This window comes from Microbacterium sp. SL62, assembly GCF_026672635.1.
In the GTDB taxonomy this organism is placed as follows: Bacteria; Actinomycetota; Actinomycetes; order Actinomycetales; family Microbacteriaceae; genus Microbacterium; species Microbacterium testaceum_A.
Window position 1 is genome coordinate 2133892 of record NZ_JAPPRM010000001.1, and the last position, 26411, is coordinate 2160302.

Here is a 26411-nt window from a genome sequence, read left to right on the forward strand (position 1 = left end):
GGCTCGATCGTTGGCAGGATGGAACGGTGATCATCGCCGTCTTCCCCGGGCAGGGCTCTCAGACCCCCGGGTTCCTCTCGCCGTGGCTCGAACTCGACGGAGCGCGCGAGCGTCTCGAGACCTTCTCGGAGCAGGCGGGCGTCGACCTCGTCGCCGCCGGCACCGAATGGGATGCCGATCAGATCCGCGACACCGCCGTCGCCCAGCCGCTGATCGTCGCGGCGAGCCTGCTGTCGTGGTCTGCGCTGAACGAGCGAGCCACGACCTCCGTCGCCGGTGTCGCGGGGCACTCGGTGGGCGAGATCGCCGCGTTGGCGGCATCCGGAGTGCTCTCCGACCAGGACGCGCTGCGCCTGGTCGGGCTCCGCGGCCGCGCGATGGCCGAGGCCGCGGCCACCGTCGAGACCGGCATGAGCGCCGTAGTGGGCGGAGACGAGACCGCCGTGCTCGAGCGCCTCGAGGCGCTCGGACTCACCCCCGCCAACTACAACGGCGGCGGACAGATCGTGGCCGCCGGCGAACTCCCCGCCCTCGCCGAGCTCGCCGCCGAGGCGCCGCGCGGAACCCGCGTGATCCCCCTGCAGGTCGCAGGCGCCTTCCACACCCGCTTCATGGAGCCCGCCGTCGGGACGCTGCGCGCCGCCGCAGCAGACGTCCAGGTGTCCGACCCCGCCACGACGCTGTGGACCAACTCCGACGGCTCCGTCGTCACCGAAGGTCGCCGCGCCCTCGACCTCGTCGTCGCCCAGGTCTCGTCGCCCGTCCGCTGGGACCGCTGCATGGCCTCGTTCGGCGAGCGGGGCGTGACCGGCATCATCGAACTCTCGCCCGCCGGCGCCCTCACGGGCCTCGCGAAGCGAGCACTGCGCGGCACCCCCACCGTGGCAGTCAAGTCCCCCGACGACCTCGACGCGGCCGTCTCACTCCTGAAAGAAGACCAGGCATGAGCACCCCCACCCTCCGTCAGCTGCAGGGAGCCGCTCACACGCGCATCTACGCCTACGGCGCCGCGCGCGGTGAGAACTTCGTGCCCAACGACGACCTCGTGGGGCCCATCGACTCCAGCGACGAGTGGATCCGCCAGCGCACCGGGATCGTCACGCGCGTCCGCGCGAACAAGGACACGGATGCCATCGACCTGGCCACCGAGGCCGCGCGCGAAGCCGTCGAGAAGTCGGGCATCGCCCCCGGCCAGATCGACGCCGTGATCGTCGCGACCATCAGCAACCCCAAGCAGACACCCTCGGCCTCGGCCATCGTCGCCGACCGCATCGGGGCGAACCCCGCGGCCGCCTACGACCTGAACGCCGCGTGCGCCGGCTTCGCCTACGGCGTCGGTCAGGCCGACGCCCTCGTGCGGGCGGGTCTGGCGAAGCATGTCGTCGTCGTCGGCGCCGAGAAGCTCAGCGACGTCGTCGACCCCACCGACCGCAGCATCTCGTTCCTGCTCGGCGACGGCGCGGGCGCCGTCGTGGTCGGACCGAGCGACACCCCCGGCATCGGCCCCACCGTCTGGGGCTCGGACGGATCGAAGGCGGATGCCGTGGGCATGAACGCCACGCTCACCGACTTCCGCGACGGCGTCGCTGCGTGGCCCACCCTCCGCCAGGAGGGTCCGACCGTGTTCCGCTGGGCCGTCTGGGAGATGGTCAAGGTCGCGCGCCAGGCGATCGAGGCCGCCGGCATCGAGCCCGCCGACCTCGCCGCCTTCGTGCCGCACCAGGCGAACATGCGCATCATCGACGAGTTCGCCAAGCAGCTGGGACTGCCCGAGACCGTCGTCATCGGTCGCGACATCGAGACTACGGGCAACACCTCCGCGGCATCCATCCCCCTCGCCACCCACCGCCTGCTCGAGGAACACCCCGAGCTGAGCGGCGGCCTCGCGCTGCAGATCGGCTTCGGCGCCGGACTGGTGTTCGGCGCGCAGGTCGTCGTGCTGCCCTGACGCGGCGACACCGAACCCTAGACTGATCGGGGCCTGACAGGCCCGCCCCCAAGAAACAGGAGACATCATGGCATTCACCAACGACGAGGTTCTCGCCGGCCTTGCCGAGCTCATCACCGACGAGACGGGTATCTCGGCCGACGAGGTCGCGCTCGAGAAGTCGTTCACCGACGACCTCGACATCGACTCCATCTCGATGATGACGATCGTCGTCAACGCCGAGGAGAAGTTCGGCGTCACCATCCCCGACGACGAGGTCAAGAACCTCAAGACCGTCGGCGACGCCGTGACCTTCATCACGTCGAACCAGTCCTGACACCTCCCGGTGGGGGCTTCGGCCCCCACCGGTCACGACCTGTCGGCCGCACCAAGGATTCTTCGCTCATGAGCACACCCCGCATCGTCGTCACCGGCATCGGAGCCACCTCGCCCATCGGCGGAACGGCACCCGAGAGCTGGTCCGCCCTGCTCGCCGGAACCTCCGGCGCCCGTTCCCTCGAGCACGAGTGGGTCGAGCAGTACAACCTGCCCGTCACCTTCGCCGCCGAGGCGCTCGTGCGTCCCGAGACCGTGCTCGAGCGACCCGTCGCCAAGCGGCTCGACCCCTCGTCGCAGCTCGCCATGGTCGCGGCCAAAGAAGCGTGGGAAGACGCCGGCGCCCCCGACATCGACCCCGACCGCCTCGGCGTCGACTTCGCCACGGGCATCGGCGGCGTCTGGACCCTCCTCGACGCGTGGGACACCCTGCGCGAGAAGGGCCCGCGTCGGGTCATGCCGATGACGGTTCCCATGCTCATGCCGAACGCGGCCGCCGGTAACCTCTCGCTGCACTTCAACGCCCGCGCCTTCGCGCGCACCGTGGCATCGGCGTGCGCCTCGAGCACCGAGTCGATCGTCAACGCGGTGCAGCACATCCGCGACGGCCTCGCCGACGTCGTCATCGCGGGTGGAACCGAATCGGCCATTCACCCGATCACGATCGCCTCGTTCGCGTCGATGCAGGCGCTGTCGAAGCGCAACGACTCGCCCGAGACCGCTTCGCGTCCGGCCAGCATCGACCGCGACGGCTTCGTCATGGGCGAGGGCGCCGGCGTGCTGATCCTCGAGACCGAGGAGCACGCCAAGGCCCGCGGCGCCAAGATCTACGCGTCGATCATGGGCGGTGCCGTCACCGCCGACTCGTACCACATCACCGCGAACGACCCCGAGGGTCATGGCGCCGCTCGCGCCGTGCACATGGCGCTCGAGATGGCGGGCGCGTCGGTCGACGACGTCACGCACATCAACGCGCACGCCACCTCGACGCCGGTCGGCGACCCGAACGAGTACAAGGCGCTGCGCGCCGTCTTCGGCGGTCGGGTCGACGAGATCCCCGTCTCGGCCACGAAGGCGTCCACCGGCCACCTTCTGGGCGGCACCGGAGCCCTCGAGGCGATCTTCACGGTTCTCGCTCTGCAGAACCGCGTCGCGCCCCCCACGATCAACCTGACCGAGCAGGACCCCGAGGTTCCGTTCGCGCTCTCGGGCTCGCCCGTCGAGCTCGGCGCGGGAGACCAGCTCGCGATCAGCAACTCCTTCGGCTTCGGCGGGCACAACGCCGTCGTCGCCATCGCCTCGGTCTGAGCGCGTTCCCCGTCACGACGAGAGCCCCCTGGCATCCCCCCCCGACTGCGATCGGGGATGCCAGGGGGCTCTCGTTTCGTCAAGCGAGGGATACGCGGTCCCGGTGCCGGGTGTGTTCACCGACCTCCGGTAGTGGCGCCTCCCCCACTCGACGGGCTCATCCGACCTTGTGCAGCCACACGATCTGCTGGTCGTCTCCGGCGTGGCGGAAGGGCTCGAGCTCCTCGTCCCAGGCTGAGCCCAGGGCGACGTCGAGTTCGCGCTGCAGCTCGAAGGGGTCGCCGGCCGCGACCTCCATCGCGTAGCGCACGCGATCCTCGGCGATGACGACGTTGCCGGCCGAATCGGTTTGAGCGAAGTGGATGCCGAGACCCGGCGTGTGCATCCAGCGTCCGCCGTCGCTGCGCTGCGTGGGATCCTCGCTCACCTCGAAGCGCAGGTGTTCCCACCCCCGGATGGCGCTCGCGAGTGCTGCGCCGGAACCGACGGGGCCCTCCCAGTAGAACTCCGCGCGACGGCTGCCCGTCAACACGGGCTGTTCGGCCCAGTCGAAGTTGACGGCGCGGCCGAGAGCACGTCCGACCGCCCACTCGAGGTGGGGGCACAGCGCGCGGGGCGCGGAGTGGATCAGGATCACTCCGCGCGAAGACGTGATCGCCATGGTTTCTCCTTCGTCAGGTACGTCTTCCCCTACGACCTGTGATGGAGTGCCGGCGATTGTTCGGTTGTCCGGCCATTATCGCCCGTGCATAACGAAATCACAACACTGTGATTCCTCCGCGCGTCCCGCGGGGCGGCCGCGCGATCGGCCCAGCGGGTGTCAGCCGAACCACAGCGCCCAGTAGAGCGCGAAGTTGCGGTTGCCGTACGCCGAGCAGGCGTCGCCCGTCCCCCATCGCGCGGCGAGGGCCGCCGGGTTCGGCTGATACGGCGTGTAGTTGTACAGCGCCGCGGTGGCAGCGTTCGCGATCGTCACGTCTGAACCCCCACACGAGGGATCCGGTGAATAGGCGAGGTAGTGCGTTCCCGGCTGCCGCATGAAGTCCGAGGCGCTGTACGACTTCAGATCGGTGGCGGCCTGGGCGACCTGGGCGCCGAACCCGGCAGCACCGGCGTCGCACGGGGCGGTGTCGGGGCATCTCGCCCCCATCGCCGCACCGAGCTGCTCAGGTGACGGGGCGCGCGCCGTTCGGCCGGACACGAGGCTCTGCTCCTTCTGGAGGGTAACGAGCAGCACCTTGGCCGAGATCCCGCACGCGCGTTGCAGGCGATCGATGATCTGGGCGGCGGTGAGTTCTCCCCCGTCGTAGCCCTCGCAGATCGTGCGGCCCGTGGCATCCGACACGATCGGTCCCCGCGCGGGCAGGTCAGACCGCAGAACCGAGAGACAGGAGTCGTTGCGGCACTCCCTCACCTCGTCGTCGAGGAAGGACTGGATCTGGTCGGCCGTCATGGCGTCGCCGTCGTAGAACTGCTCGTCGTCGATGAGATGGCCGGGATCGAACGAGGTGAGGTCGATGGCCTCGCGCCGTGCCTCGTTGTTCCACGCGGCGGTGAGGGAGACGAGGGGGATGACCGCCAGAGCGATCAGGCCCACGAGGATCACGGCGACCGCAGCGAACGTCATGCGTCGTCGCCGGATCAGCCGTTGCCGGGGCGTCCGCCGTCGGCGCGTCCGAGTACTCGCCACCGAACGATCGTGCCCCACCGCGCTGACCGCTCGCTGCACGCGCAGGGCGTGGCGCGGCGGTCAGCGCGGGGCGCTGCTCAACTGCCCGGCGTTGCGGGAGGAGTCGGAGCGGTTCCCTCCGCGGGCGGGGTCGGAGCGGTGCCATCGGCCGGAGGCGCGGGAGGCGTGAGCTTCTGCCCGTCGGCGGGAGGGGTGGGCGCCGTGCCGTCGGCGGGCGGTGCGGGCTTGGCAGCGTCGCCCTTCGGGGCGCCGGGCCCACCGGGGCCGGTAGGTCCGCACGCGCCGGGTTCCTTGCCATCGGCGGGTGCCGCCGGAGCGGTTGCGTCCGCGGGAGGCGTCGGAGCCGTGCCGTCGGCCGGGGTCGTGGGCGAGGCCCCCGGGGTCGGGGTGGTACCGGGGGTGCTACCCGGTCCGGTGGATCCGCCGTCGGCGCTGGGCGCCGAGGTCGACGAGGCGGCGAGGGACCCCGCGCCGTTGCTCTGCGCCGCGAGGGCGGCGGTTCCGCCGGTGAGGCCGGCGGCCACGATCACGGCGCCAGCGATCAGCGCCGGTCCGCGCCACGAGCGGCGGCGGGGTTCGGGGGTCTCGTCCTGTCGCGGCAGCGGCAGCGTGGGGTTGTCGTCGTTCATGATTCTCTTCCCGTCCGGTGTCGGTCACCGGCTCTGAGACCAGACTTCGAGCCGGGACTGAAGCGAACCTGAAGCCCGCGCACCCGCCTGCTTCGCATAGGTAAGCCATAACCGGCGTACAGCCCGCGTCCGTATCGTCGCCCGGATGTCCTTCGCTGCCCGCGTGCTCGTCCTCGACGACGACGAGACGATCCGCATCGCCGTCACCACGGCCCTGCGCGCCGACGGTTTCCTCACCGAGGCGGCGCCCGACGGGACCGATCTCAGCGACCGTCTCGCCTCGTTCCGCCCCGACCTCGTGATCATCGACTGGATGATGCCCGGGCCGAGTGGCATCCGTCTGCTTCCGCTCGTGAGAGCCGCCGGTGACACGGCGGTGATCATGCTGACCGCTCGGGACGAGGTCGACGATCGCCTGCGCGGGTTCGCGGAAGGGGCCGACGACTACGTCGTCAAGCCGTTCACGATGGCCGAGCTCGTCGCGCGCAGCGGCGCGGTCCTCCGCCGTCGCGGGCGGTTGCCGCAGACCGTGTCGGTGGGCGATCTCGTCGTCGATCCCGACGCGGCGACGGCGCATCGCGGCGGGGTGTCGCTCGAGCTGACGGCCACCGAGTTCCGGCTGCTGCAGCTTCTCGCCGAGAGCCGCGGACGCACGCTCTCGAAAGCGCAGATCCTCACGCAAGTGTGGGGCTACGAGGACTACGACCCCAATCTCGTCGAGGTGCACCTGAGCGCCCTCCGGCGCAAGATGGAGCAGCGCGGCCCCCGGCTGATCCACACCGTCCGCGGGCTCGGCTATCGCTTGAGCGAGGAACGATGAGCATCTCTCCCCCGCTCAGATCGGGGTCGCTGCGTCGCCGCACGATCGTCGCGGTGGTCGCCCTGGTCGCGCTCCTGCTCGTCGTGCTCGCGATCGTCGTCGACGTGGCGTTGGGTGCGCGCCTGCGCGGTCAGATCGAAGACCGTCTTCGCGATCGCGCCGCCGCGGCGGCATCCCTCGTGGGCACCGTCGACGACTCCGACCTCGCCGAGCGACTGTCCGACCAGGGACTCGCCGTGCGCATCGACGGCGCGAGCGGGGACTCCGTCGTCGCCGGACCCAGCCCCGAGCAGTTGCGCGACGGCCCTCCGGGCGGCCCCGGCGGTCCAGGCGGAGGGCCGGGTGCCCGGTCCACTCCGCAGCCCACCGGCTCGAGCGACGTCAGCGTCGTCGCCTCGGAGGTGACGGGAGACAGCGACCTGGTCACGCTCCGCTCGACCCTCAGCGACGGCTCGACGTTGACGCTGACGGCATCGGCGGCGGGGATCGACGACACGCTCGTGCAGGTGCGGTGGATCATGGCCCTGTCGTCCATCGGGGTTCTCGTTCTCGCCGCGGGGGCAGTCACCCTGGTGGTGCGCCGGAGCCTGCGCCCCCTCGACCAGGTGTCGCGGGTGGCGCGCGCCATCGGTTCCGGAGAGCGCGAGAGGCGCCTGCACCCCACGCGACCCGACACCGAGATCGGGCGCGTCGCGACCGCCCTCGACGACATGCTCGACGACGTCGTGGGGGCCGAGCAGGCGGCCGTCGACGCGGAGCAGCGGCTGCGTGCCTTCCTTTCCGACGCCGCGCACGAACTGCGCACGCCGGTCGCCGGCATCCGTGCCGCCGCCGACACCCTCGTCCGCGCCGACCTCGCCGGACCCGAACGCGAGGTGCTCGCCGCGCACGTCGCCCGCGAGGCCGCGCGTGCGTCGCGTCTCGTCGACGACCTGCTCACTATGGCGCGCGTCGACCGCGGCCTCGAGCTCTCCCGGGCCGACCTCGATCTGCGTTCCCTCGTCACCGCCGAGGCGGAGCGCGTTCCTCTCGTGCACCCCTCGTTGCGCATCCGGACGGAGATCTTGGATGCCACGGTTCCCGTCCACGCGGACCCCGACCGCGTCGCGCAGGTGCTCTCGAATCTCATCGAGAACGCCGCTCGTGCCACGGATCGCACCGGACGGGTCACGATCGCCGTCGAACGGCGGGGGTCCACCGCGGTCGTGGCCGTCACCGATGACGGGCCGGGCGTGCCACCGGCGGACCGCGAGCGCATCTTCGAGCGTCTCGTCCGCCTCGACGATGCGCGCGCGGCCTTCGGAGGGGTGGGCCTGGGGCTGCCGATCGCGCGCGGCATCGCGCGGGCGCACGGCGGCGACGTGCGATGCGTCGACAGCGATCGCGGTGCGCGCTTCGAGGTCACCCTGCCGCTCGAGCAGCGAGCAGCAGGGTGACTCCGGAACTCAGGCCGAGCGACCGCCCACCGGCTGCCGCGGCGGCGCCGTGGTCGCCGGCGCGATTCCCGCGGCGGTGAGCGTGAGCCCGTCGGCGCCACTGGCGTCGTGCATCATCTGGTCGACCAGGGCGCGGTCGATCGCCGGCTCCCGGCCACCGTAGAACTGCAGGACCAGCGCGTTCGAGGCGTGGATCCAGAGGCTGGCCTGGCGCACGCCTTCGTTGACGGGCAGTTGCAGCATGAAGCCCTCGTTGCGCCGGAGCTTGTTCATCACGACGATGCGGAGGTGGGCGAGGATGCGGTCGTCGATGTCGAACGACGCGCGGTCACGATAGATGAGACGTCCCATCACAGGTCCTTTTCTGGCTCGACGAATCGAACCGTGTTTCGTGGGGACCGCGCTGGGGCGCAGCAATGGGGGCCTCTTCATTGTGCCACCCGGCCCCGCCTCGGGGGCGGTTTCCGGGAGGACGTGCACGGGCGTTCAGGTGCGGGGAGCCTGCTCGGCATCCGCTCCGACCGAGTCGACGACGCCGAAGGCCGAGCGCGAGAGGAACGAGACGATGTCGACCGCGGGCATCTCGGTGCCGAGGGCGAGTTCGACGAGAACCTCTTCGGCGAAGTTCACCCAGGAACGCAGCGCGACGCGCAACAGGGGCGAGTCCTCGGCGCCGAGCTCGAGGAACCCGTCGGTGACCCATCCGGCGGTCACGTCGCGCGCGCGATCCACCTCGTGCCGCACCTCGGTGTCGCCCGACGCGACGCCGCGCACGAGCGAGAAGAACGTGCCGCGGTGCTCGCGGACGAAGCTCACGATGCGCGCCAGCGTGTCGTCGAGCCGCTCCCGGGCAGCGAGATCCTCACGCGGGACGGATGCCGCGAGCAGTGCCGCCGCGGCGGTGCCCACCACCTCGCGATGGAGTCCTTGACGTGATCCGAAGTAGTGGAAGAGCAGGCCCCGCGAGACCCCGACGCGCTCGGACAGCACCTCCATCGTGAGGTCGTCGAGCGGCTTCTCGACGAGGAACGCCACGCCCGAGGCGACGAGCTGGGCGCGCCGCTGATCGGGAGTGAGGCGCGTTCGCCGGTCGCTCGACATGAGGAAACTCTAACGAAGCGATGCGCCGGCGATCTATTGACACTCTGTCAATGAGGCGTAGCCTGAGGTCGCTCGGCGCCGTCGCCGGGCCCGCTTCCGCAGGAGGATCGATGAAGTTCCGTGACCTGACCCGCTCCCGTACCGGCCGTGTGGCCCTCGCCACCGTCCCCGTCGCCGCCGTGGCGAGTCTTCTTCTCACCGGTGTCGCCCAGGGCGCTGTGCCCGTGTCGTTCTCCGTCTCGGGCAGCCAATTCCAGATCAGTGCTTCGCAGCTCGAGGGCACCGGCTTCTCGCAGTACGCCGGCGTCACCAACGACACCGCCGGCGGGGAGCACAACGTCGCCATCGCGAACATCACGTCGGCGACGCTCGCCGACCTCTGCCAATCGGTCGTCAGCGAGACCCCGCTCGGCAAGGTCGGCGTCCTCATCACCGCGGGCGGCGGGGGCTCCCCCGCGTCGGCCTCCGACCTGCAGATCGGCATGACGGGCCTGCAGGGCGATTCCTCGTTCGGCAACATCCGCATCGGCGTGGACGCCTCGACCGTCAACACGTCCGCGAAGGGCACCGCGGGTGACTTCGCGCAGGATGCCGACACCATCTCGATCGCGAACCTCAAGCAGACCGCGTGGAGCACGCAGGCGTCGGTCTTCACTCTCACCGGCATGAAGCTCGAGCTGACCGACGGCTCGAAGACGTGCTTCTGATCGGCGCCGCCATGACCTCCCCCGACCTCACCGCGCGGGCGCGCTTTCGCGCATGGCGCCGCCGTCGCCCCCTCGTGGGCGGCCTGCTCGTCGCTCTCGGCGGCATCGAGATGTTCTTCTCGGGGCAGCTCGACATCGGTCAGCTGCACATCCAGCTCGGAATCGAGGGTCTCCAGGCGACGGTGATCCCCCTCGTCCTGGTGCTCCTCGGCATCCTGCTCATCTCGATGCCCGCGCACCGGATCTTCTACGGGGTCGTCGCCCTCGCCGTGGCCGTCTATTCGCTCGTCGGGGTGAACCTCGGAGGTTTCCTGCTCGGGATGCTGTTGAGCACGGTGGGTGGCATCATCGCGGTGTCGTGGGCGCCGCCCCGGTCGCAGGACGATCCGGCGCCGACGGCCGAGGAGGCGGAGAGCGCGATCACGGGAGCCGGGCGATGAAGCGCGCCCGAGCAGCGGCCGCGCTGACGGCAGCGATGCTCCTGCTGGGCGGTGCGACAGGCGCCGGAGCCGCGTGGGCGGACGACGGCACGCGGCCGGCGCGCCTATGCATCCCGATCCTTCTCCCGTGCAGCGACCCGTCTCCGTCGCCCACGCCCAGCCCCACGCCCACGTCGGGATCCGTTCTGCCGACGCTGCCGGGCGTCCCGGTGGTCCCGGCGCCGGACCCGACGACGCCGGCAAGCCAGACGTCGCCGGCGCCCACCCCGCCTCCGCAGGACTCCACCACCCCGCCGGCGCAGGCCGCCGTGGTCGATGAGAACTCACCGGTCTTCACGCAACCCTCGGCCCAGTTGGGCGCCCAGTCCCTGTCGTTCCGGGGGATCCCTCTCGTCAGCGTGGTCACCGTGCCGCTTGCCGACGGCACGCGCATCACCGTGCTCAAGATGACGGCCGATGAGATCACCATCGACGGGTTCGCCCTCACCGTGCGGCGGGCGACGGGTCCCGCCCTCGTCACGACAGCCGACCGCATGACGCTGTCGGGGCACGTCTCGGTTTACCTGAACTCGCTGTCGGCGACCACCGCCGACGGCAAGACCCTCACCCTCGGGGCCGACACTCCCCCACCGGCCGACGGGATCGCACCGGGGCTCGCGCGCGTGACCCTCGGCCTGGTCGGCACCACGGCCGACTCGATCGTGTACACGAACACCGATCAGAAGATCACGCAACCGGAGTGAGCGCACGGTCGGGGTGAATCCCCAGCCTGGGCGGAATCGCGCTGGATACAGTCGAAGGGATCAGTGATCACCGACCCACGAGAGAGAAAACCCGTGAGCCATCACCGCACCTCCACCGACCAGGAGGGCCGATCTTCGAGCCCCCTCTTCTCGAGAGGGGGTGAGATCTGATGCTGGCTGCGGCCCTGACACTGCTGTTGGGGATCATCGTGACTCTGGCGATTATCGCGGCCTGCGGATTCTTCGTCGCGCAGGAGTTCGCCTACATGTCGGTCGATCGCTCGCGCATGGCGGCGAAGGCCGAGAAGGGCGACGCGCAGGCCAAGCGGGTGCTGGCGATCACCAAGCGGACGTCGTTCATGCTGTCGGGCGCCCAACTGGGAATCACCGTGACGGGCCTCCTGATCGGATACGTCGCCGAACCGCTGATCGGTGAGTCGCTGGGGACCCTCCTCGGCGGCGCCGGCATCGACCCGACCGTCTCGGTGCTGATCGGCACCATCGGCGCGTTGCTGCTGGCGACCATCGTCACGATGATCTTCGGCGAGCTGTACCCGAAGAATCTCGCGATCGCGAGTCCCGAGCCCCTCGCCCGTGCTCTCGCTGTTCCGACACGGATCTACCTGCTGCTGTTCGGGTGGCTCATCACCGTGTTCGACGTGGCGGCGAACGCGTTGTTGCGACTGCTGCGGATCGAGCCCCTCGAGGACGTCGACGAAAGCGCCACCGCGCGAGACCTCGAGGCGATCATCGAGGAGTCGCGCGTGAGCGGAGACCTCCCCGACGATCTGTCGATGATCATCGACCGCATCCTGGACTTCCCGCAGCGCGATGTGGAACACGCGATGATCCCCCGGTCGCAGATCGACTCGGTCACCCCGGAGACCACGGTCGGCGAGGTCCGCGCGCTCATGGCCACCGGCCATACCCGCTACCCCGTGATCGGTGACGAGGACTCCCCCGTCGGTGTCGTCGAACTGATCGACGTGCTGCGCGAGCGGCCCGCGGACGATGCGCCCGTCGTATCCGTCATGCGCGCCGCCGTCGTCATCCCGACCTCGATGCTCCTGCCCGTCGCGCTCGACCGCATGCGTCGCTCGCGCAACGAGCTCGCGTGCGTGGTCGACGAGTACGGCAACTTCGACGGCATCCTGACGATCGAAGACCTGACCGAGGAGGTCATCGGCGAGCTGTCCGACGAGCACGACGTCGAGGTCGCCGAGGTCTCGGCGAACGGAGACGATGCCTGGACGGTGCCCGGCGACCTGCACCTCGACGAGCTCGAGCGCCTGATCGGGTACGACCTCGCCGAGAGCGACGTCGAGACCGTCGCGGGTCTCGTCATCGAGACCCACGGTGACCTGCCCGCCATCGGCAGTGTCGTGCGCGTCGACCTTCCCGAGCGTGCGTCCGAGACCGTGCAGGGCCTCGACATCGAGCGCTGGCTCGCCATCGAGGTCGTCGAGGTCGATCGACACGTGCCGTCCCAGCTGGCCGTGCACCTGAACGAGGTGGACCGGGATGCCGAGCCTGCCGACGGAGTCTCGACGATCGACGAGGAGGTGGCCCGATGAACGGCTGGACCGTCGCCCTGATCACCACGGCGCTCATCATCGCGAGCGCGTTCTTCGTCATCGTGGAGTTCGCTCTGCTCGCCGCGCGCCGCCACCGGCTCGAGGAGCAGGCCGCTACGAGCGCCTCGGCGCGTGCGGCCCTGCGCGGTGTGAACGAGCTCACCGTCATGCTGGCGTTCGCTCAGCTCGGCATCACCGCGTGCACCTTCCTGCTCGGCGCCATCACCAAGCCCGCGATCGACTACGCGCTCGCTCCCGTGTTCGAGGCGTGGGGTCTGCCCTACGTGCTCGCCGACATCATCGCGTTCATGCTGGCTCTGATCGTGGTGACGTTCCTGCACCTCGTGATCGGCGAGATGGCCCCGAAGTCCTGGGCGATCGCTCATCCCGAGACGGCGGCGAAGGCCACCGGCATCCTGGCTCGCGCCCTCACCTGGCCGCTGCGACCGTTCCTGCTGTGGATCAACCACATCGCGAACCGCCTCGTGAAGGCGTCGGGTGTCGAGCCCGTCGAAAAGGCCGCGGCCGGCGGGCAAGACGCCGACACGATCCGCGAGCTCGTCGCGCATTCGCGCCAGGCGGGCACGCTCGAGAAGCAGTACTCGGAGCCGATCGCTCAGGCGATCGCCCTGGGCACGCTCACGGTGGGAGACATCGTGCGAACGGATCGTTCCCCGACGTCTGTGCCGAGGGATGCCACGGTCGCCGAGATCCAGGCTGTCGCCGCCTCGTCGACGCACCTGCGCATCCTCGTGGGCTCGGGCGCGGACTCTCGCGTTGCCCACGTGCGTGACACGTTGACCGTCGACCCCGACACCCCGGCGCTCGAGATCGCGCGCGAACCGCTCGTGCTCGAGCCGAGTGCCTCGGCCTACGACGCGCTCGCTCGCATGCGTCGCGGACGCGTGCAGTTGGCCACCGTGGTGGCGGGCGAGCAGTTGCTCGGTGTCGTGACTCTCGACGACCTGCTGCGCGAGATTCTGCCGGGCCCGGGCGAGCTGGCCGCGGCACAGGGTGGGTCTGCCGCCTGACCTGATCTCGCGATGAACGCCTGCCGCGTTCGGGAGCGCTCCTCGCGAGCGTGCCTTGATGCGGCAGGCGTTCGTCACGGGTGAGTAGTCGCGCGGCGGGTTCGAGTGTCAAGCCATCGAATGGGCCAAGGAGCGCGGCGTACCGTCGCTCGCGTTCACCCCCACATCTCTTCGGAGGACACCCATGAGCAAGACCTGGTTCATCACCGGCGCATCGAAGGGCTTCGGCCGCGAGTGGGCCGAGGCGGCCCTCGAACGCGGCGACAACGTCGCCGGCACAGCCCGCAACATCGACGACGTCTCGGAGCTCGTCGAGAACTACCCCGACACATTCCTTCCCCTCAGCCTCGACGTGACCGACCGCTCGGCCGACTTCAACGCCGTCGCGAAGGCGCACGAGAAGTTCGGATGACTCGATGTGGTCGTCAACAACGCCGGCTACGGGCATTTCGGCATGGTCGAAGAACTCACTGAGGACGAGGTCCGCGCTCAGCTCGAGACCAACTTCTTCGGGGCGCTCTGGGTGACGCAGGCAGCTCTTCCGATCCTGCGCGCGCAGGGCTCGGGCCACATCATCCAGGTGTCGAGCATCGGCGGGATCAGCGCCTTCCCCACGGTCGGTGCCTACCACGCGTCGAAGTGGGCCCTGGAGGGCCTTTCGCAGTCGCTCGCGCAGGAGGTCGCCGGGTTCGGCATCCACGTCACTCTCATCGAGCCCGGCGGGTACTCGACCGATTGGTCGGGCCCTTCGGCGCAGCGCAGCGACGAGATCGAGGTCTACGCCGACGTGCGCGAGCAGGCGGCGAAGCGCCCCTCCGCCGCCGACCCCGGCAAGCCTGAAGCCACTCGCGCGGCGATCTTGAAGGTGGTGGATGCTGCGACCCCGCCGTTGCGCATCTTCTTCGGCAAGGCGCCCCTCGGCATTGCCGAGCGCGACTACGAGTCGCGCTTGCAAACGTGGCGCGAGTGGCAGCCCGTGTCGGAGGAGGCGCACGGCTCGTAGCCGCGCGGCGTCGATCTCGGACGTTGTTCCGGGGCGCGGACCGTGCACGGGGTCGCTTTTCGATGGACCGGTGCATGGATCGCGCCCCGTTTGTCGTCGGTTTCCGAGAAGGAGCCGTCGCCAGGCGCGCGGCTCATCGCAGGTACGAGTCCACGAGCAGAGATCCCCGGATGCCGCGGAATGCCTCGACCAGCCGGTCCAGTGCGGCCGGATTCCAGGCCGCGAGCTGGAGGTCGTGCGGGCCGAGAGGTTCGAGCTTCCCGGTTCGCAACCGCACCACTTCCCATCCGGCTGTGCGCAGAGCCCTGTCCTTCCGGCGGTCGGCCGCCTCACGCTTTCCCACGTGTTCGAGGCCGTGACGGCCGATCGAGTCGTATTCGAGGGCGATGCGCAGCTCGGGGAACACGATGTCGGGCCACACCTCGAGATGGTGGAAAAACGGTCTGGCAATCCGAATGGCGTTGGATCCGTCGCTCAGCAGGAGGCGTTGCCGCAGGTCGGCGCGAACGCGATCCTCCACGGCCGAGGCGGGCTGCGGCGCGCACGGTGAGAGGAAGGCCGTGCCGACGGGAACGTCCGGGGTCTTTTGACAGATCGGGGCGCGTGTGGCACCTCGGCGGCGCCGAAGTACCGCGTTCCCGGCGACGGGCGGCGCCGAGACCGATTCGCGCATGGGCAGAGCGATCGCGCGTGTCGGGTTGGCCTGCTCGCTGCACTCCGGGCACCAGGCGCTGCGCCGGCGCTCCCTCCCGGGGCGCTGTCGCTGCTCTTCGGGCGTGGCCGCGAAACGGTGACCTGAATCGCATTGCCAGAGCAGGAAGACGTCAGCGGCCGGCGGCACCTGACTGAGTGCGATCCCCGCGTTCAGATCGGGGTGGTACTGACGGATGAGCGCCGGAAAGGCGGCCCACGAGTCTCGGTACGCGCCGACGGCGTAGGGCACCTCCCGCCCCTTCGACCACTGTCGCCGGGCCCACCATGCCTGCACTCTCTCCGCCACGCCAGCGACCGTAGACGGCACCTCCGACATCGGCATCCGGTGGGCTTTCGGGGAAGCGTCGTGCCACTAGGGTCGGGGGCATGACGATGCCCGCCGTGCCGCCGCACCAGCCGCCGTTCGCTCCGCCGTCGCCGCCGCGGGCGGACCCGACCACCAACGGCACAGCGATCGCCTCGGTGATCGTGGGACCGATCGCACTCTTCAACTCGGCCTTCGTACCGCTGCCGTTCATCGGCTTCGTCGCCGTGTTCGCCGCGTTCCCTCTCGCCGTGGCGACGATCATTCTCGGGCACTTCGGACTGCGCGCCGCCCAGCGTTACGGAGTCGGTCGCGTGATGGCGATCATCGGACTCGTCCTCGGCTACCTCGCGATCGGAGTCATCCTCGCGACGGCGACCCTGTTCTTCTCGCAGTTCCTGTTCATCCGGACGCCGATCGCCGGCTGAGCTGGCCCGCCGCATGCAGAGGACCCCCGACCAGTCGAAGCCGGTCGGGGGTCTCGCGGAGAGCGGGTGGGAGGTGAACCCACGGTCGTCGAGTTTCGAGCCCGCTGCCCGACCGGCGTGGCCGCCTCATCGGTGGGTGAAGAGGGCCAGCCGCGACACCGCCTCGACGGGACCCGGCTTCGACGGTGGGGCCGCGGCATCCCTCCGATGCACATTGCCAGCGTGGCTCGCTAGAGCCTGAGCGCGAGGGCGTTCGCGGTCAAGCCCGCGGCGGTGCCACACAGGACGACGGTGTCTCCGGGGCCGATCCGCCCCTCGTCGAGACTGGTCGCCAGCATGAACGGCACCGACGACGACACCATGTTCCCGAACTCGGCGACGCGGTCGATGTACGCGTCCCTCGGAATGCCGATCCGACGCATCGCGATGCTGAGGGCCCTGCTCGCCTGATGCGGCACGACCAGGTCGATCTCGTCGAGACGGAGGTTCACTCGTTCGAAGAACCGGGCGAAGAAATCCGGCAGCACAGCCAACATGCCGAGGAGTGCCCGCCGCCCGTCCATGGCGAACACGTAGTCGGAGGGGTCGCCGTCGGCGTAAGACTGGGCCGGGTGCAGCGACAACCCGCCGCGAAGCTCCGTGTCGTGCGCGTGCTCGGGCCACGTCTGCTGCAGGCTACCGAGCACTCCGGGCGCAGCGGCATCGCTCTCTCCGTCAGCTCCACGCGTCAGCACGACAGCGGCGGCCGCATCGGAGAAGAGCTCGAAGCTCTCTCGCTGGCCGGCGTCGAGGAAGCGGGTCCCGACGTCGCCCGACACGATGAGCACCCGCTCGTAGTCGCCGGCGGCGAGGTACCGCGACGCGATGTCCACCGCCGTGATGAAGCTCGTGCAGGTCGAATTGACATCGAAGGCGGCGGCGCCGGCGTGAGGGGCGACGCGCTCCATCACGAGCGCCGCCGTGCAGGGGATCGGCTGCACGCCCGCCGCACAGGCCGCGATGATGCAGTCGATGTCGTCAGCACGAAGCCCGGCTCGTCGGAGGGCGTCCTCGGCTGCCGCGGCGAGCATGTCGAGCTGCGACATGCCATCGGGGATGCGGTGACGTTTCTGTTCTCCGAACGTGACCACCCGATCCGGGAGGTACGTTCCCCATCCCGCCAGCCGGCACGGCCGAAGCTCACGGCTCGGTCCGGTAGGTCGATGTTGCGGCATCCCTGTCCTCCTCATGGTCACAGCAGGTTTTGCCCGGTCGGATGGTGATCATGGCTGAAGAGGAGACGCAGGCCGTCTTGCTCCGCCGACAAGAGCACCCGCGCGGTGTGGCGCTGCCGGGTCATGTCGTGACTGACCAGTCGCGGGAGGCGCCGGATACGGTGCTCGGCGCCGAGCAGATCGCGCCCCCAGGCGGCGTCTCCGGCGAGGAGCACCTTCTGCTCGACGAGGGCACCGAGGTGACCTCGGGCGTGACCCGGCAGATCGACGAGGAGGTAGGACCCGTCGCCGAACAGGTCCGCGGTACGCAACCCGTGCGGACCGGACGTGTACACGGGAGAGGGCAGCACCGTCGCCGCGGGGAACCACGTGGGCAGCAGTCTGCGGAGCAGCCCGTCGCGGAGTCGCGCTCGCTCGAGGGTGCGACGCGCCCCGTCGCTGAGGACGAAAGCGGCGTTCGGGAAGAACCGAACGCCGCCGATGTGGTCCGGGTGCAGGTGGGAGAGGACGACGTGCGTGATCGTGGCGGGGTCGATCTGCTCGGCGATCGTGTCACCCGGTTCGACACGAGGGGGAAGCATCCTCCGGTACGCCCATGCCCCGAGTCCGGCGCGCCACGGCTCGGGAGCGTAGCCGGTGTCGAAGAGCACGCGCCGAGCGCCTGAGCGGTACAGGAAAGCCCCGGCCGGGAAGAGACGCCGCTCCCGAGCGGTACCGCGCAGCAACCGGCTCATTTCGTGGGAGGTCGCGCCGCACGCGAAGTACGTGAGCTCAGGCACGCGTGTAACTCGCGAGACTCTGGTCGAGCGACGTCTCGGGTCGATAGCCGAGCAGATCCCGAGCGCGCGAGATGTCGAGCGTCTGCGAATGGGCGATCGTCGTCACGGTGTAGCGGGTGACGGGTGGCTCGGGATGTCCGGGCAGAACTCCGCTCACCGCCTCGAGCAGCGCCGCGACCCGATATGCGACCGCGGTCGGCACCCGCCGGTACCGCGGCTCGAGCCCGAGCCCCTCGAGCAGTTGTTCGAGCACTGAGCGGAAGGGACGAGGATCCCCGTTGGTGATGTTGAACGCCTGGCCGTGCACACCGGGCGCCTCGGCCGCGAGCCGCACGGCCAGAGCGACGTTCTCGACAGCGGTGAGATCGACGAGGGTTCGGCCGCCGCGCATCAGAGGAATGCCGAACCGCTCGCGCACGCGGAGGATCCGGGGGACGAGGCTGGGGTCGCCGTGACCGATGATTCCGCGAGGTCGGAGGATGACGATCTCCGGCGCCGACCCCTCCGCGGCCGCGCCATGCAGAAGGGCTTCCGCCTCGAGCTTCGACCGGATGTAGCCGTTCATCGGATGCCGCGGATCGACGTCGCCCTCGCGGATGCCGATCCGGTCGCGGGGGGCGGCATAGATTCCCGGGGACGAGATGTGGACGAGCCGGCGTGCTCCGGCGCGTCGCGCGAACTCCAGCACTCGCGCGGTGCCGGTCACGTTGGCGTGCTCGAACTCGGCCCAGCGACCCCACGGCGAGGACAGCGCCGCGCAGTGCACGACTATGTCCACCGTCCGGCCGAGGTCGACCCGCGCGAGCTCGTCGAGATCGCCGACGACGGTCTCTCCCGCGGGCAGAGCGGCCGCGTTCCGACCCGACGCGATCACGTCGTACCCGTGGGCGCGCAAGTCGCGGACGACGTACCCGCCCAGGAACCCGCTCGCGCCGGTAACGAGCGCTGTTTTCCCGCGGGGCGAGACGCCGGGAGCGCCGCCTTCCGTTGCCCGTTCCCTCATCCGGCCGAGTCTAGAGCCGCCTGTCCCTATGCTTCGGGATATGCGCATCGCCTTGGTGACGGACTACTACCTGCCCACGCTCGGCGGCGTGCAGACCGCGGTCAAGTCGCTCCGCGAAGCGCTCACCCGAGCGGGGCACGAGGTGGCGGTGTTCTGCCCCTTGGCGCAGCCGAGCGCTGATCCGTCGATCGTCGCGCTGCCCACTTCCCGGGCGTTTCGTCCCGACGGCTATCCGTTCACCTGGCCACCGCGTGACGCAGCGGCGCTGATGCGTCGAGAGTTCACCGAGCGCCGGATCGACGTGGTGCACACGCATTCCGAGATGTTCGCCGCCCTCGCGGGAGTGCGTGCGGCGCGCGATCTGGGTCTCCCGATCGTCCACACCATGCATGGAAGGGTGGACGTGTACACGACGAGTGTACTCCCTCTCCCCCACGTCACCGTTCCCCTGCTGGCCGCCCTGCACGCCCGCCACATCAGCCACCGCGGCCTGCGCGTGCGCCCCGACTCCCCCTATACCGCCACCCCGGCGGCAAGGAGCATGTGGCGACTCATGCTCGCTCAGTCCCGCGCGAGCGACCATGTGATCGTCCCGTCGACGCATTTCGCCCGCAAGCTCACCCAGCAGGGGGTTCAGACGCCCATCTCGGTGGTGCCGAACGGGCTCGAACCGAGCGTGCTCGACCGCATCGGCGCACCACTCGAGCGTCGACTCTCCCCCGGGGAGATCCTCCGTCTCGTGTGGGTCGGGCGACTGTCGCCGGAGAAACGTCCCGCGGTGCTCGCCGACGCCGCGCGCACCTTCGCGCGCGACGTCGCGGTGGACGTCTACGGCGACGGTCTCTCGCGGCGATCGATCGAGAGAAGGGGTACCCGGCTGGCCCTGCACGGGTCAGTGTCCCAGCAGGAGGTGCTCGATGCGATGCGGGCGAGCCACCTGCTGGTGTCGAGCTCGTACGACTTCGACAACCAGCCCATGGTGATGCTCGAGGCAGCGGCATCCGGTCTTCCCGTGCTGTTCTGCGACCCGGATCTCGGCGAGGTGGTGCCGCCGGGCGGTGGCTTCCTCACCGATACACCGGATGCCGCGGGGATCAGCGCTCTCGTGGCCAAAATCCGGCGGGAACCCCACCTGATCACGGCGGCAAGCGCGGCCATGATCCGGGGACGCGCTCAGATCGAGCAACGGGTCGACCCGATCATCGCGGTCTACGAATCCGCGATGAGCACCGGCTGATCCGGCCGCGAAGAGACGGGAGCGTTGAACGGCCCTCCCGCTCGTTCCGCCGGTCCTGCTCGGGCGGTGGGGGCTGCGCGGGCCCGACGTCCGCGAGGACGGCGGCGCCAAGCGCCTGTCTGTCGTAGGGCGGGTGGGACTTGAACCCACGATCGTCGGGTTATGAGCCCGCTGCCTTCACCAGCTTGGCCACCGCCCCCAGCGACATCGAGCCTACCGGCATCCGGTTATCCACAATCCGTAGGGGGCCGTGCGTGGCCGCGAGGGCTTTCGCTATGGTGTTGGAAAAGCTGACACGAGCGGGGGCCACGTGGCGGGAAGAACGCACATCATCATGGACACCGACGTCCTGGCGGAACAGGCGTCGACACTGGGACGCGTGAGCGATTCCCTGGATGCCGCGGCTGCCGCCGCCGGCGCACCACTTCCCGGGTCGGCGTTCGGCGTCCTGGCGTCGGGAATCGTCGTGGGAGCCGCGAACGGCCTCGCGAGCAACACCGCGCAACTGCTGTCGAGCGCGCGTGAACTCGTCGCCACGATGCAGAAGGGCGTCCAGGTCGCGCGCGAATCCTTTGATGACGTCGAAGAGCAGGCCGTCGCGGTCATGCAGGAGTTCGAGTCATGAGCGGCGCTGCCGCCGTCGCTGCCCAGTTGCGCAGCGAGTCGTGGGCTGCGGGCGCATCTCGATCTTCGGGCGGGGGTTGCGAGGGCATCCCCGGGTTCGTCGGCTGGTTGATCACCTACGTGCAGCCGCTGCCCCAGTGGATGGACGAGTTGCAGGGCGACCCGGGTGCCGTCGCGATGCGTTCGTCGGAATGGCGCACGGTCGAGTCGTCGGTGTCGGAGTTGACGCTCGACCTCGCGTCCGCCGCGCGGACTCTCGACGACCTCGATGGCCGGACGGTGCGCGCCCTTCGCCAGCGGTACGAAGACGTCTCGAGGGTATTGACGGACGTGCAGGACTGGGCGGGTGCCGCGTCGTCCGCGCTGGCCCTCGCGTCGACTCTCGTCACCGCCTGCCGCGACGCGATCTGCGGCCTGCTGAACGCCCTGGCGCGTTTGGCGGACTCGCTGACCAGCTTCACCCTGAACCCGTTCGACAAGCTCGACGCCATCCGCGAGTTCGCCGACGCGGCGTGGGACATCATCGTCTTGGCGCGGGACCTTGTGCAGCAGCTTGTGACCGCATTGGGTCAGCTCGCGCGACTTCTGGCGGAGCTCGGGCCGATCGTCCAAGACGGGTTGACAGTCTTTCAGGACCTTCTCGGCCGGATGCTCCCGGGAATCGCGATGGCGACAGGCGGCGTGCTGGGCTACCTCTTGGGCACGGGGTTGGGAGACATGCTGCGGTCGGACCCCCGGGTGAGCGAGCTGTTCCCTGAAGATGCGGTGGAGAGTCAGTTCTACGACGATCTCATGAACCGCAGCGAGATCAGATCTCCCGCTGATCTGCTGCAAGGGAATGAACTGATCGACGGTCTAGGCAGAGATCAGCAAACGGCGATCAGTGTGACCACCGTCCGTCGTCCCGATGGGTCGACGTACACCCTCGTCAACCTGCCCTCGACGCAGGACTGGGGCATTCTGAAGGGACTCATGGGCGGCGAGTGGGCGGACACGTTCCGCGATGCCGGACCGATGAACGATCTGGACAGCAACATCGCTCTCATGATTATGGACAACCCCGTGTTGCGAACCCAATATGAACGCGCGGTGATGCAGGCCATGCAGGACGCGGGGGTTCCACCCGGATCGGATGTGGTCTGGTCGGGGTTCAGCCAGGGCGGAATCATGGCAGGAAACCTCGCGGCCGATGGCGCGGTGCCCTACAACACCATCGGTGTCGTCACCAATGGCTCCCCGATCGACGGGTTCAATATTCCGGACAACATCCCGGTCATGCAGGTGGAGCACGTCTCAGACCCGGTGGCGAAGCTCGACCTCCAGACGCCGCTGGTCCCGCAACCCCACGTCGTCAACGGACCGATGGGACCGTCCGTCACAGTCACGCCGCATCTACCTGACAATGTGGATTGGGTTGTCCTGGGTGATCCCGACGGCTCCATGAGCCCTGACCAGACGCACAACGCACGCAACTACACAGACGACCTCAAGGACTACATCAACAACGGCGGCGGCTTCCGCAATGACTGGAGCTTCCTCAACGGCTCGGTTGACGAGGTCTACGTGGCGCGGACAGGAGAGTGATGATGATCGATGACATCGACGCGCGCGTGGAGGCAGCCCGAGCGCGCCTTGATGCTCAGGTGGCGGCCGCCCGGGCCGCCCATGCGAATCTAAAAGAGGATCTAGAGGAGCTGCGGAACGTGTCGGTCACGGTCCGCAGTCCCCGCAACGACTGCGAGGTCACCGCCACGGCCGAGGGCTTCGTCACTAACGTTCGTGTGTCCCCGGGCGCGGAGCTCGGCGCCGGACTCGACGCCGCCCTCACCCGCACCATCGAGGCCGCGCAGTCGGCCGCTCGTGAGGCGGCCGCCGACCGCGCAGCTGTCTTCCTCGGCGAGGAGTCCCCCCTTGTCGCCGACCTCCGCGCCCGACGCAGCCCGGCGCGGTGATGGCGATGGCATCTCGTCTCGATATCCGGCTGGGTCCTCTCCTGGACCAGGCCACCAGGTTGGAGGCCCAGGCGGAGGAACTCAGGCAGACTTCCGACGACCTGAAGAAGGCGATCGACTCACTGCGTGCCACGACAAGTGGCGAAGCTTCGGAAGCAGCAATCGCTTCCAGTGCCCGAGTCCTCGCCGAAGCAGACACGAGGAGAGAGCGACTGACTCGTAATGCCGAAGTGATTCGAAAGCTCGCCGATGTCTACGACACCTGTGACCTCGCGGGCGCGAGGGCTCTCGGATCATGAGCAGGCGACTCATTCAGCGGGTCATCTCCACGTTGGCAATCGCGGCGGCGGCAGTGACGCTCGCAGGCTGTTTCTCGGTGGGCGGTCCCACTCAAGACGAGCGAGCGGCTCAGCTGGCGGCAGAACTAGAGGGCGGGGGGCTCGGGGTATCCCAAGCGGAGGTGTCGTACCAGGATTCGTTTTCAGGGGATCTGACCGTCACCGTGACGCTCGAAGATAGCGTCATCGAGCCGGGGCTCAGCGTGTCCGCTCAGACGCTCGGCCCCATCCTCGGGGTGATGGCGCGCGGTGCGGAGAGTATGCGCGTCGGAGCTGCAGGTTTCTACGCGCAGGATGCCGACGGCGTCGATGTCTCGATGGTGACGGCCGCTACCGAATTGGGAATCGGCGATGCTGTCCGTGGACGCTCCCTATCTTTGTCGGGGGCGAAGCTCGAGCAGTTGGCGAAACAGTGAACCCATCGCACGGCGGTCACGTCCTGAGGAAGGGCTGTCACGGTCTCGTTGCCGCGACAGGTGCCCTCGGGTCCGGTCGAGTGCGTCGGAATTCGAAAACGCTTCCGAAGCTTGCTGGCTTGTGTGATCACCCTGACCTGGCTGCTGCGCGGGCGCTGGAATCATGATGGGGGCCTTGACGCGTGGAGCAGGGCTGGCGGTGGCGGGGTTTGTCCTCGCTGCGGCGCTCGGCGGTTGTGCGATAGGTGGACCAACGGGGCAAGATCGTGCCGATGAGCTCGCGAATCAGCTGGAGAATTCGGGGCTCGGCGTGCGCAGCGCGAAGGCAATCTTTCAATCCTCTTTCTCGGGCGATCTTTCAGTGACGGTTGTTCTCAGTCCCGACGTCGTGCAGCCTGGCTACACGGTCACAGCGGAGACTCTCGGTCCGGTCTTGGGAATCGTTTCGCGAAGCGCCGAAGAGATGAATGTGGGCGGAGTTGTTTTTTACGCGGAAGATGAGCAAGGAATAGACGTCTCGATGGTGCGGGCGACGGAGGACCTCGGCATCGCTGAGGCCCTCGACGGAAGTGCACTCCTCCTCACTCCCGAGCGCCTCGAGACGCTTTCCAGAAAGTGATCCGTCCTCTTCGTGCAGGACTGTCGGTCCTGGCTGTTGCGCTCTTGTTCGGGCTGACCGCCTGCTTTGGCGGGCCCAGCGCCGGCGACAAGGAGGCGCGGCTGACAGCGGCACTCGAAGCCGCGGGCAGCGGTGTCGTGGGCGCGAAAGTGGTTACGACTCCCTCTGCCGCGGGCGGCTTGACCGTCACAGTAAAGCTCTCCTCCGATGGTCGGGAGCCGAGCGGCCGCGAGGTCGCCGCCGCGACCCTGACACGCGTCCTCGCGGTCACGGCAGACAACGCTGCAGATATGAAAGTGACCAGTCTGTACCTCTACGCGGATGACGAATCCGGAGAAGACCTGTCGTTCCGAGATGCCGCTACCGAGCTGGGGCTTCAGAAGTCCCTCAACGGCGATTCGCTGACGCTTGTCGCGGAGGAATGGACCTCCTTCGCCGGGAAGTGACCGCGAGCGCCCGATGAACATCCGAAAACGCGGAGCAGTGCTGGCCGTGTCGAGCCTCGTCCTTGCCACCGCGCTCGGCGGTTGCTCCATAGGTGGACCGACCGGGCAAGAGCGTGCCGATGACCTTGCGAGGCAGCTCGAAAACGGAGGGCTCGGCGTGCACAGCGCGGAAGCCATTTACCTGTCGTCGTTCTCGGGCGACCTCACCGTGTCGGTGATCCTCGAGCCAGACGCGCTACAGCCCGGCTACTCGGTGTCGGCCAAGACTCTCGGCCCGATCCTGGGCGTTGTTGCCCGAAGCGCAGAAGACATGAGAGTCGGCGGAGTCGGTTTCTACGCGAAGGAAGAAGGGGGAATCCGGATCTCGCTCAAAACGGCGGCGGAGGACCTCGGCATCGCTGAAGCCGTCAACGGCCATTCACTCTCTCTCACCGGTGAACGACTCGAGTCTCTCGCGAATCGGTGATCTGCATCGGCCCCTCGAGGCGCCGCCGTTGGATGGAGAGGTCGCCAAGGCGGTGCGATGCGGACGATGAACGCATCGAGGCCCTCACTAGCTCCCCGTACGGTGCGACGGATTCTCCGCTACAGGCACTCGTTGTCAACGGAGCCACCAGGAACGGCCTACTTCACCCGAGGCTTCGCCGGCTTTCCGTCCGCGGTGACCTGAGGGTGATGCTTGGTCAGCTGGATCACGCCCCAGGTGGCGATCGCGCCCGCGATGACGAACCCGATGAGCGCCCACGCGGGGGCCGTCGACGCCTCGCCGAGGACGAGAAGACCGATCAACACCGCGACGATCGGGTCGATGACGGTGAGCCCCGCGATGACGAGGTCGGGCGGGCCGACCGAGTACGCGGTCTGCACGAAGTACGCGCCCACGGCCACCGCGGCCAGCAGAGCGACGAGGCACAGCATCGTCAGCCACTCGAAGTTGCCGGCCTGCGCGCGGCTGATGACGACCTTCGCGAGGGTCGCGACGAAGCCGTAGATCACCCCCGCGGCCATGATGTAGAAGAGTGCCTGCGCCCGGCGACGCACGAGCACCCAGAACACGCCGAAGACGATGACCACGACGACGAGGATGCCGAGGATGATCCACAGTTCGCGCTCGGTGACCACGTGCTCGGTGGCGAAGAACGCGGCGATCGTCACGAAGATGAAGATGCCGCCCACGCACAGGGCGATCGCGATCAGGGATTGCCGCGTCGGCTTCTGCCCCGAGACGCGGGCGTTCAACACCGTCGTGATCACGAGCGCGATCGCGCCGAGGGGCTGAACGAGGATGAGCGGCGCGACCGACAGCGCCGAGAGCTGGCACACGATCGCCAGTCCGAGCATGACGGTGCCCGCGACCCACGAGGGGCGTGTCAGCAGAGACGTGAGCTGCTTGCGCGAGAGGCCACCGGTGGTCTTGCCCGAGAGGCGCTCGACCTTCTGCACTCCGCGGTGCTGGTACTGCGCGCCGAATGACATGAACACCGCCCCGAGGAGGGCCAGCGGGATGCCGAGGAGGATACGGGGATCGCGGAAGACACCGACGAGTTGGTCGATTCCGTCGCTGAGGGTGGCATCGAGCGGGATCACCCTCC

At 69.0% G+C, this 26411-nt stretch carries 31 protein-coding genes, 1 tRNA gene and 1 pseudogene; 22 read left to right on the top strand and 11 right to left on the bottom strand.

What is annotated here, in order from left to right; all coding sequences use genetic code 11:
* Positions 1-26 precede the first annotated feature (26 nt).
* From OVA26_RS10140 to OVA26_RS10155, 4 genes are all read left to right on the top strand, one after another.
* Positions 27-947 carry an ACP S-malonyltransferase gene (locus OVA26_RS10140; RefSeq protein ID WP_268104014.1) on the top strand — a complete coding sequence of 307 codons (921 nt, stop codon included), beginning with the start codon at positions 27-29 and terminating at the stop codon, positions 945-947.
* A complete protein-coding gene (locus OVA26_RS10145) occupies positions 944-1948 on the top strand; it encodes a beta-ketoacyl-ACP synthase III (RefSeq protein ID WP_268104015.1) in 1005 nt (334 codons plus the stop codon). Before OVA26_RS10140 ends, OVA26_RS10145 begins: the two co-directional genes overlap by 4 nt.
* Positions 1949-2015: 67 nt before the next feature.
* Positions 2016-2264, top strand: a complete 249-nt coding sequence (locus OVA26_RS10150) for an acyl carrier protein (RefSeq protein WP_022880558.1) — start codon at positions 2016-2018, stop codon at positions 2262-2264.
* 68 nt (positions 2265-2332) lie between these two features.
* Positions 2333-3571: a beta-ketoacyl-[acyl-carrier-protein] synthase family protein gene (locus OVA26_RS10155; RefSeq protein ID WP_268104016.1), complete on the top strand. Its 1239-nt coding sequence runs from the start codon at positions 2333-2335 to the stop codon at positions 3569-3571.
* 157 nt (positions 3572-3728) lie between these two features.
* Here OVA26_RS10155 and OVA26_RS10160 read toward each other — a convergent pair whose 3' ends face one another.
* The 3 genes from OVA26_RS10160 to OVA26_RS10170 form a co-directional block, all read right to left on the bottom strand.
* Positions 3729-4232, bottom strand: coding sequence for a DUF3145 domain-containing protein (locus OVA26_RS10160; protein WP_268104017.1), 504 nt, complete (start codon positions 4230-4232; stop codon positions 3729-3731).
* Positions 4233-4391: 159 nt separating this feature from the next.
* A complete protein-coding gene (locus OVA26_RS10165; protein WP_268104018.1) occupies positions 4392-5198 on the bottom strand; it encodes a hypothetical protein in 807 nt (268 codons plus the stop codon).
* A 140-nt stretch (positions 5199-5338) separates the two neighbouring features.
* Entirely contained in the window at positions 5339-5890 is a 552-nt protein-coding gene (locus tag OVA26_RS10170) for a hypothetical protein (RefSeq protein WP_074694978.1), read from the bottom strand.
* A gap of 145 nt (positions 5891-6035) precedes the next feature.
* Between OVA26_RS10170 and OVA26_RS10175 the strand changes: the two genes are divergently transcribed.
* Together OVA26_RS10175 and OVA26_RS10180 are read left to right on the top strand one after the other, a co-directional pair.
* Positions 6036-6710, top strand: coding sequence for a response regulator transcription factor (locus OVA26_RS10175; RefSeq protein WP_056231404.1), 675 nt, complete (start codon positions 6036-6038; stop codon positions 6708-6710).
* A complete protein-coding gene (locus tag OVA26_RS10180; protein WP_074694979.1) occupies positions 6707-8146 on the top strand; it encodes a sensor histidine kinase in 1440 nt (479 codons plus the stop codon). The genes OVA26_RS10175 and OVA26_RS10180 overlap by 4 nt, the downstream gene beginning before the upstream one ends.
* A 9-nt stretch (positions 8147-8155) precedes the next feature.
* On the opposite strand, the gene OVA26_RS10185 is transcribed toward OVA26_RS10180, so the two are convergent.
* Positions 8156-8497, bottom strand: a complete 342-nt coding sequence (locus OVA26_RS10185; RefSeq protein ID WP_074694980.1) for a DUF7882 family protein — start codon at positions 8495-8497, stop codon at positions 8156-8158.
* Positions 8498-8632: 135 nt separating this feature from the next.
* Positions 8633-9247, bottom strand: a complete 615-nt coding sequence (locus OVA26_RS10190) for a TetR/AcrR family transcriptional regulator (RefSeq protein ID WP_074694981.1) — start codon at positions 9245-9247, stop codon at positions 8633-8635.
* A 110-nt stretch (positions 9248-9357) separates the two neighbouring features.
* Between OVA26_RS10190 and OVA26_RS10195 the strand changes: the two genes are divergently transcribed.
* The 6 genes and pseudogenes from OVA26_RS10195 to OVA26_RS10220 all read left to right on the top strand — a co-directional run bounded on the left by OVA26_RS10195 (position 9358) and on the right by OVA26_RS10220 (position 14745).
* Positions 9358-9954, top strand: a complete 597-nt coding sequence (locus OVA26_RS10195) for a DUF6230 family protein (RefSeq protein WP_074694982.1) — start codon at positions 9358-9360, stop codon at positions 9952-9954.
* Between the two features lie 11 nt (positions 9955-9965).
* On the top strand, positions 9966-10394 hold the full coding sequence (locus OVA26_RS10200; protein WP_268104019.1) for a DUF6114 domain-containing protein: 429 nt from the start codon (positions 9966-9968) through the stop codon (positions 10392-10394).
* Positions 10391-11137 carry a hypothetical protein gene (locus OVA26_RS10205; protein WP_268104020.1) on the top strand — a complete coding sequence of 249 codons (747 nt, stop codon included), beginning with the start codon at positions 10391-10393 and terminating at the stop codon, positions 11135-11137. The genes OVA26_RS10200 and OVA26_RS10205 overlap by 4 nt, the downstream gene beginning before the upstream one ends.
* A 170-nt stretch (positions 11138-11307) precedes the next feature.
* A complete protein-coding gene (locus tag OVA26_RS10210; RefSeq protein WP_268104021.1) occupies positions 11308-12711 on the top strand; it encodes a hemolysin family protein in 1404 nt (467 codons plus the stop codon).
* Positions 12708-13742: a CNNM domain-containing protein gene (locus OVA26_RS10215; RefSeq protein WP_056231380.1), complete on the top strand. Its 1035-nt coding sequence runs from the start codon at positions 12708-12710 to the stop codon at positions 13740-13742. The genes OVA26_RS10210 and OVA26_RS10215 overlap by 4 nt, the downstream gene beginning before the upstream one ends.
* Before the next feature lie 184 nt (positions 13743-13926).
* Positions 13927-14745, top strand: a pseudogene (locus OVA26_RS10220) (SDR family oxidoreductase).
* A 133-nt stretch (positions 14746-14878) separates the two neighbouring features.
* On the opposite strand, the gene OVA26_RS10225 reads toward OVA26_RS10220, so the two are convergent.
* Positions 14879-15745 carry a zinc-ribbon domain-containing protein gene (locus tag OVA26_RS10225; RefSeq protein ID WP_268104912.1) on the bottom strand — a complete coding sequence of 289 codons (867 nt, stop codon included), beginning with the start codon at positions 15743-15745 and terminating at the stop codon, positions 14879-14881.
* Between the two features lie 80 nt (positions 15746-15825).
* Here OVA26_RS10225 and OVA26_RS10230 point away from each other — a divergent pair, with 80 nt between their 5' ends.
* A complete protein-coding gene (locus tag OVA26_RS10230; RefSeq protein WP_056231373.1) occupies positions 15826-16191 on the top strand; it encodes a hypothetical protein in 366 nt (121 codons plus the stop codon).
* 230 nt (positions 16192-16421) lie between these two features.
* On the opposite strand, the gene OVA26_RS10235 is transcribed toward OVA26_RS10230, so the two are convergent.
* From OVA26_RS10235 to OVA26_RS10245, 3 genes are read right to left on the bottom strand one after another with little or no spacing between them, the layout of a single operon-like run.
* Entirely contained in the window at positions 16422-17420 is a 999-nt protein-coding gene (locus tag OVA26_RS10235; protein WP_326493364.1) for a 3-oxoacyl-ACP synthase III family protein, read from the bottom strand.
* Between the two features lie 2 nt (positions 17421-17422).
* Positions 17423-18184, bottom strand: coding sequence for an MBL fold metallo-hydrolase (locus tag OVA26_RS10240; protein ID WP_268104023.1), 762 nt, complete (start codon positions 18182-18184; stop codon positions 17423-17425).
* A complete protein-coding gene (locus tag OVA26_RS10245) occupies positions 18177-19187 on the bottom strand; it encodes an NAD-dependent epimerase/dehydratase family protein (RefSeq protein ID WP_268104024.1) in 1011 nt (336 codons plus the stop codon). The genes OVA26_RS10240 and OVA26_RS10245 overlap by 8 nt, the downstream gene beginning before the upstream one ends.
* 40 nt (positions 19188-19227) lie before the next feature.
* On the opposite strand from OVA26_RS10245, the gene OVA26_RS10250 reads away from it, so the two are divergent.
* The gene (locus tag OVA26_RS10250; RefSeq protein ID WP_268104025.1) at positions 19228-20424 is read left to right on the top strand and encodes a glycosyltransferase; all 1197 of its coding nucleotides are present in this window, start codon (positions 19228-19230) and stop codon (positions 20422-20424) included.
* A gap of 125 nt (positions 20425-20549) precedes the next feature.
* Here the strand turns inward: OVA26_RS10250 and OVA26_RS10255 are convergent.
* Positions 20550-20623: transfer RNA gene (locus tag OVA26_RS10255), tRNA-Ile, on the bottom strand.
* A 135-nt stretch (positions 20624-20758) separates the two neighbouring features.
* Between OVA26_RS10255 and OVA26_RS10260 the strand changes: the two genes are divergently transcribed.
* The 8 genes from OVA26_RS10260 (at position 20759) to OVA26_RS10295 (ending at position 25285) form a co-directional block, all read left to right on the top strand.
* Positions 20759-21049 carry a hypothetical protein gene (locus OVA26_RS10260; RefSeq protein ID WP_056231366.1) on the top strand — a complete coding sequence of 97 codons (291 nt, stop codon included), beginning with the start codon at positions 20759-20761 and terminating at the stop codon, positions 21047-21049.
* A complete protein-coding gene (locus OVA26_RS10265; RefSeq protein WP_268104026.1) occupies positions 21046-22632 on the top strand; it encodes a hypothetical protein in 1587 nt (528 codons plus the stop codon). Before OVA26_RS10260 ends, OVA26_RS10265 begins: the two co-directional genes overlap by 4 nt.
* A 2-nt stretch (positions 22633-22634) precedes the next feature.
* Positions 22635-23000, top strand: coding sequence for a YbaB/EbfC family nucleoid-associated protein (locus tag OVA26_RS10270; protein ID WP_268104027.1), 366 nt, complete (start codon positions 22635-22637; stop codon positions 22998-23000).
* Between the two features lie 5 nt (positions 23001-23005).
* Positions 23006-23299 (top strand): hypothetical protein, encoded by a 294-nt coding sequence (locus tag OVA26_RS10275; protein ID WP_268104028.1) that lies wholly within the window; start codon positions 23006-23008, stop codon positions 23297-23299.
* On the top strand, positions 23296-23754 hold the full coding sequence (locus OVA26_RS10280) for a hypothetical protein (RefSeq protein WP_144785156.1): 459 nt from the start codon (positions 23296-23298) through the stop codon (positions 23752-23754). Before OVA26_RS10275 ends, OVA26_RS10280 begins: the two co-directional genes overlap by 4 nt.
* 175 nt (positions 23755-23929) lie before the next feature.
* Positions 23930-24373 carry a hypothetical protein gene (locus OVA26_RS10285; protein WP_268104029.1) on the top strand — a complete coding sequence of 148 codons (444 nt, stop codon included), beginning with the start codon at positions 23930-23932 and terminating at the stop codon, positions 24371-24373.
* Positions 24370-24819, top strand: coding sequence for a hypothetical protein (locus OVA26_RS10290; RefSeq protein WP_268104030.1), 450 nt, complete (start codon positions 24370-24372; stop codon positions 24817-24819). Before OVA26_RS10285 ends, OVA26_RS10290 begins: the two co-directional genes overlap by 4 nt.
* A gap of 46 nt (positions 24820-24865) precedes the next feature.
* A complete protein-coding gene (locus OVA26_RS10295; protein ID WP_268104031.1) occupies positions 24866-25285 on the top strand; it encodes a hypothetical protein in 420 nt (139 codons plus the stop codon).
* Positions 25286-25443: 158 nt separating this feature from the next.
* On the opposite strand, the gene OVA26_RS10300 is transcribed toward OVA26_RS10295, so the two are convergent.
* Positions 25444-26406, bottom strand: coding sequence for a DMT family transporter (locus tag OVA26_RS10300; RefSeq protein ID WP_268104032.1), 963 nt, complete (start codon positions 26404-26406; stop codon positions 25444-25446).
* Positions 26407-26411: the final 5 nt, after the last annotated feature.

What these genes read in the sequence shown, in the direction of transcription:
- OVA26_RS10165 (WP_268104018.1), bottom strand. Translation starts at nt 5,198, where the DNA reads ATGACGTTCGCTGCGGTCGCCGTGATCCTCGTGGGCCTGATCGCTCTG.
- OVA26_RS10195 (WP_074694982.1), top strand. Translation starts at nt 9,358, where the DNA reads ATGAAGTTCCGTGACCTGACCCGCTCCCGTACCGGCCGTGTGGCCCTC.
- OVA26_RS10150 (WP_022880558.1), top strand. Translation starts at nt 2,016, where the DNA reads ATGGCATTCACCAACGACGAGGTTCTCGCCGGCCTTGCCGAGCTCATC.
- OVA26_RS10280 (WP_144785156.1), top strand. Translation starts at nt 23,296, where the DNA reads ATGAGCAGGCGACTCATTCAGCGGGTCATCTCCACGTTGGCAATCGCG.
- OVA26_RS10145 (WP_268104015.1), top strand. Translation starts at nt 944, where the DNA reads ATGAGCACCCCCACCCTCCGTCAGCTGCAGGGAGCCGCTCACACGCGC.
- OVA26_RS10200 (WP_268104019.1), top strand. Translation starts at nt 9,966, where the DNA reads ATGACCTCCCCCGACCTCACCGCGCGGGCGCGCTTTCGCGCATGGCGC.
- OVA26_RS10245 (WP_268104024.1), bottom strand. Translation starts at nt 19,187, where the DNA reads ATGAGGGAACGGGCAACGGAAGGCGGCGCTCCCGGCGTCTCGCCCCGC.
- OVA26_RS10170 (WP_074694978.1), bottom strand. Translation starts at nt 5,890, where the DNA reads ATGAACGACGACAACCCCACGCTGCCGCTGCCGCGACAGGACGAGACC.
- OVA26_RS10175 (WP_056231404.1), top strand. Translation starts at nt 6,036, where the DNA reads ATGTCCTTCGCTGCCCGCGTGCTCGTCCTCGACGACGACGAGACGATC.
- OVA26_RS10275 (WP_268104028.1), top strand. Translation starts at nt 23,006, where the DNA reads ATGGCATCTCGTCTCGATATCCGGCTGGGTCCTCTCCTGGACCAGGCC.
- OVA26_RS10270 (WP_268104027.1), top strand. Translation starts at nt 22,635, where the DNA reads ATGATCGATGACATCGACGCGCGCGTGGAGGCAGCCCGAGCGCGCCTT.
- OVA26_RS10215 (WP_056231380.1), top strand. Translation starts at nt 12,708, where the DNA reads ATGAACGGCTGGACCGTCGCCCTGATCACCACGGCGCTCATCATCGCG.
- OVA26_RS10265 (WP_268104026.1), top strand. Translation starts at nt 21,046, where the DNA reads ATGAGCGGCGCTGCCGCCGTCGCTGCCCAGTTGCGCAGCGAGTCGTGG.
- OVA26_RS10190 (WP_074694981.1), bottom strand. Translation starts at nt 9,247, where the DNA reads ATGTCGAGCGACCGGCGAACGCGCCTCACTCCCGATCAGCGGCGCGCC.
- OVA26_RS10230 (WP_056231373.1), top strand. Translation starts at nt 15,826, where the DNA reads ATGACGATGCCCGCCGTGCCGCCGCACCAGCCGCCGTTCGCTCCGCCG.
- OVA26_RS10250 (WP_268104025.1), top strand. Translation starts at nt 19,228, where the DNA reads ATGCGCATCGCCTTGGTGACGGACTACTACCTGCCCACGCTCGGCGGC.
- OVA26_RS10155 (WP_268104016.1), top strand. Translation starts at nt 2,333, where the DNA reads ATGAGCACACCCCGCATCGTCGTCACCGGCATCGGAGCCACCTCGCCC.
- OVA26_RS10210 (WP_268104021.1), top strand. Translation starts at nt 11,308, where the DNA reads ATGCTGGCTGCGGCCCTGACACTGCTGTTGGGGATCATCGTGACTCTG.
- OVA26_RS10260 (WP_056231366.1), top strand. Translation starts at nt 20,759, where the DNA reads ATGGACACCGACGTCCTGGCGGAACAGGCGTCGACACTGGGACGCGTG.
- OVA26_RS10235 (WP_326493364.1), bottom strand. Translation starts at nt 17,420, where the DNA reads ATGAGGAGGACAGGGATGCCGCAACATCGACCTACCGGACCGAGCCGT.
- OVA26_RS10160 (WP_268104017.1), bottom strand. Translation starts at nt 4,232, where the DNA reads ATGGCGATCACGTCTTCGCGCGGAGTGATCCTGATCCACTCCGCGCCC.
- OVA26_RS10185 (WP_074694980.1), bottom strand. Translation starts at nt 8,497, where the DNA reads ATGGGACGTCTCATCTATCGTGACCGCGCGTCGTTCGACATCGACGAC.
- OVA26_RS10180 (WP_074694979.1), top strand. Translation starts at nt 6,707, where the DNA reads ATGAGCATCTCTCCCCCGCTCAGATCGGGGTCGCTGCGTCGCCGCACG.
- OVA26_RS10205 (WP_268104020.1), top strand. Translation starts at nt 10,391, where the DNA reads ATGAAGCGCGCCCGAGCAGCGGCCGCGCTGACGGCAGCGATGCTCCTG.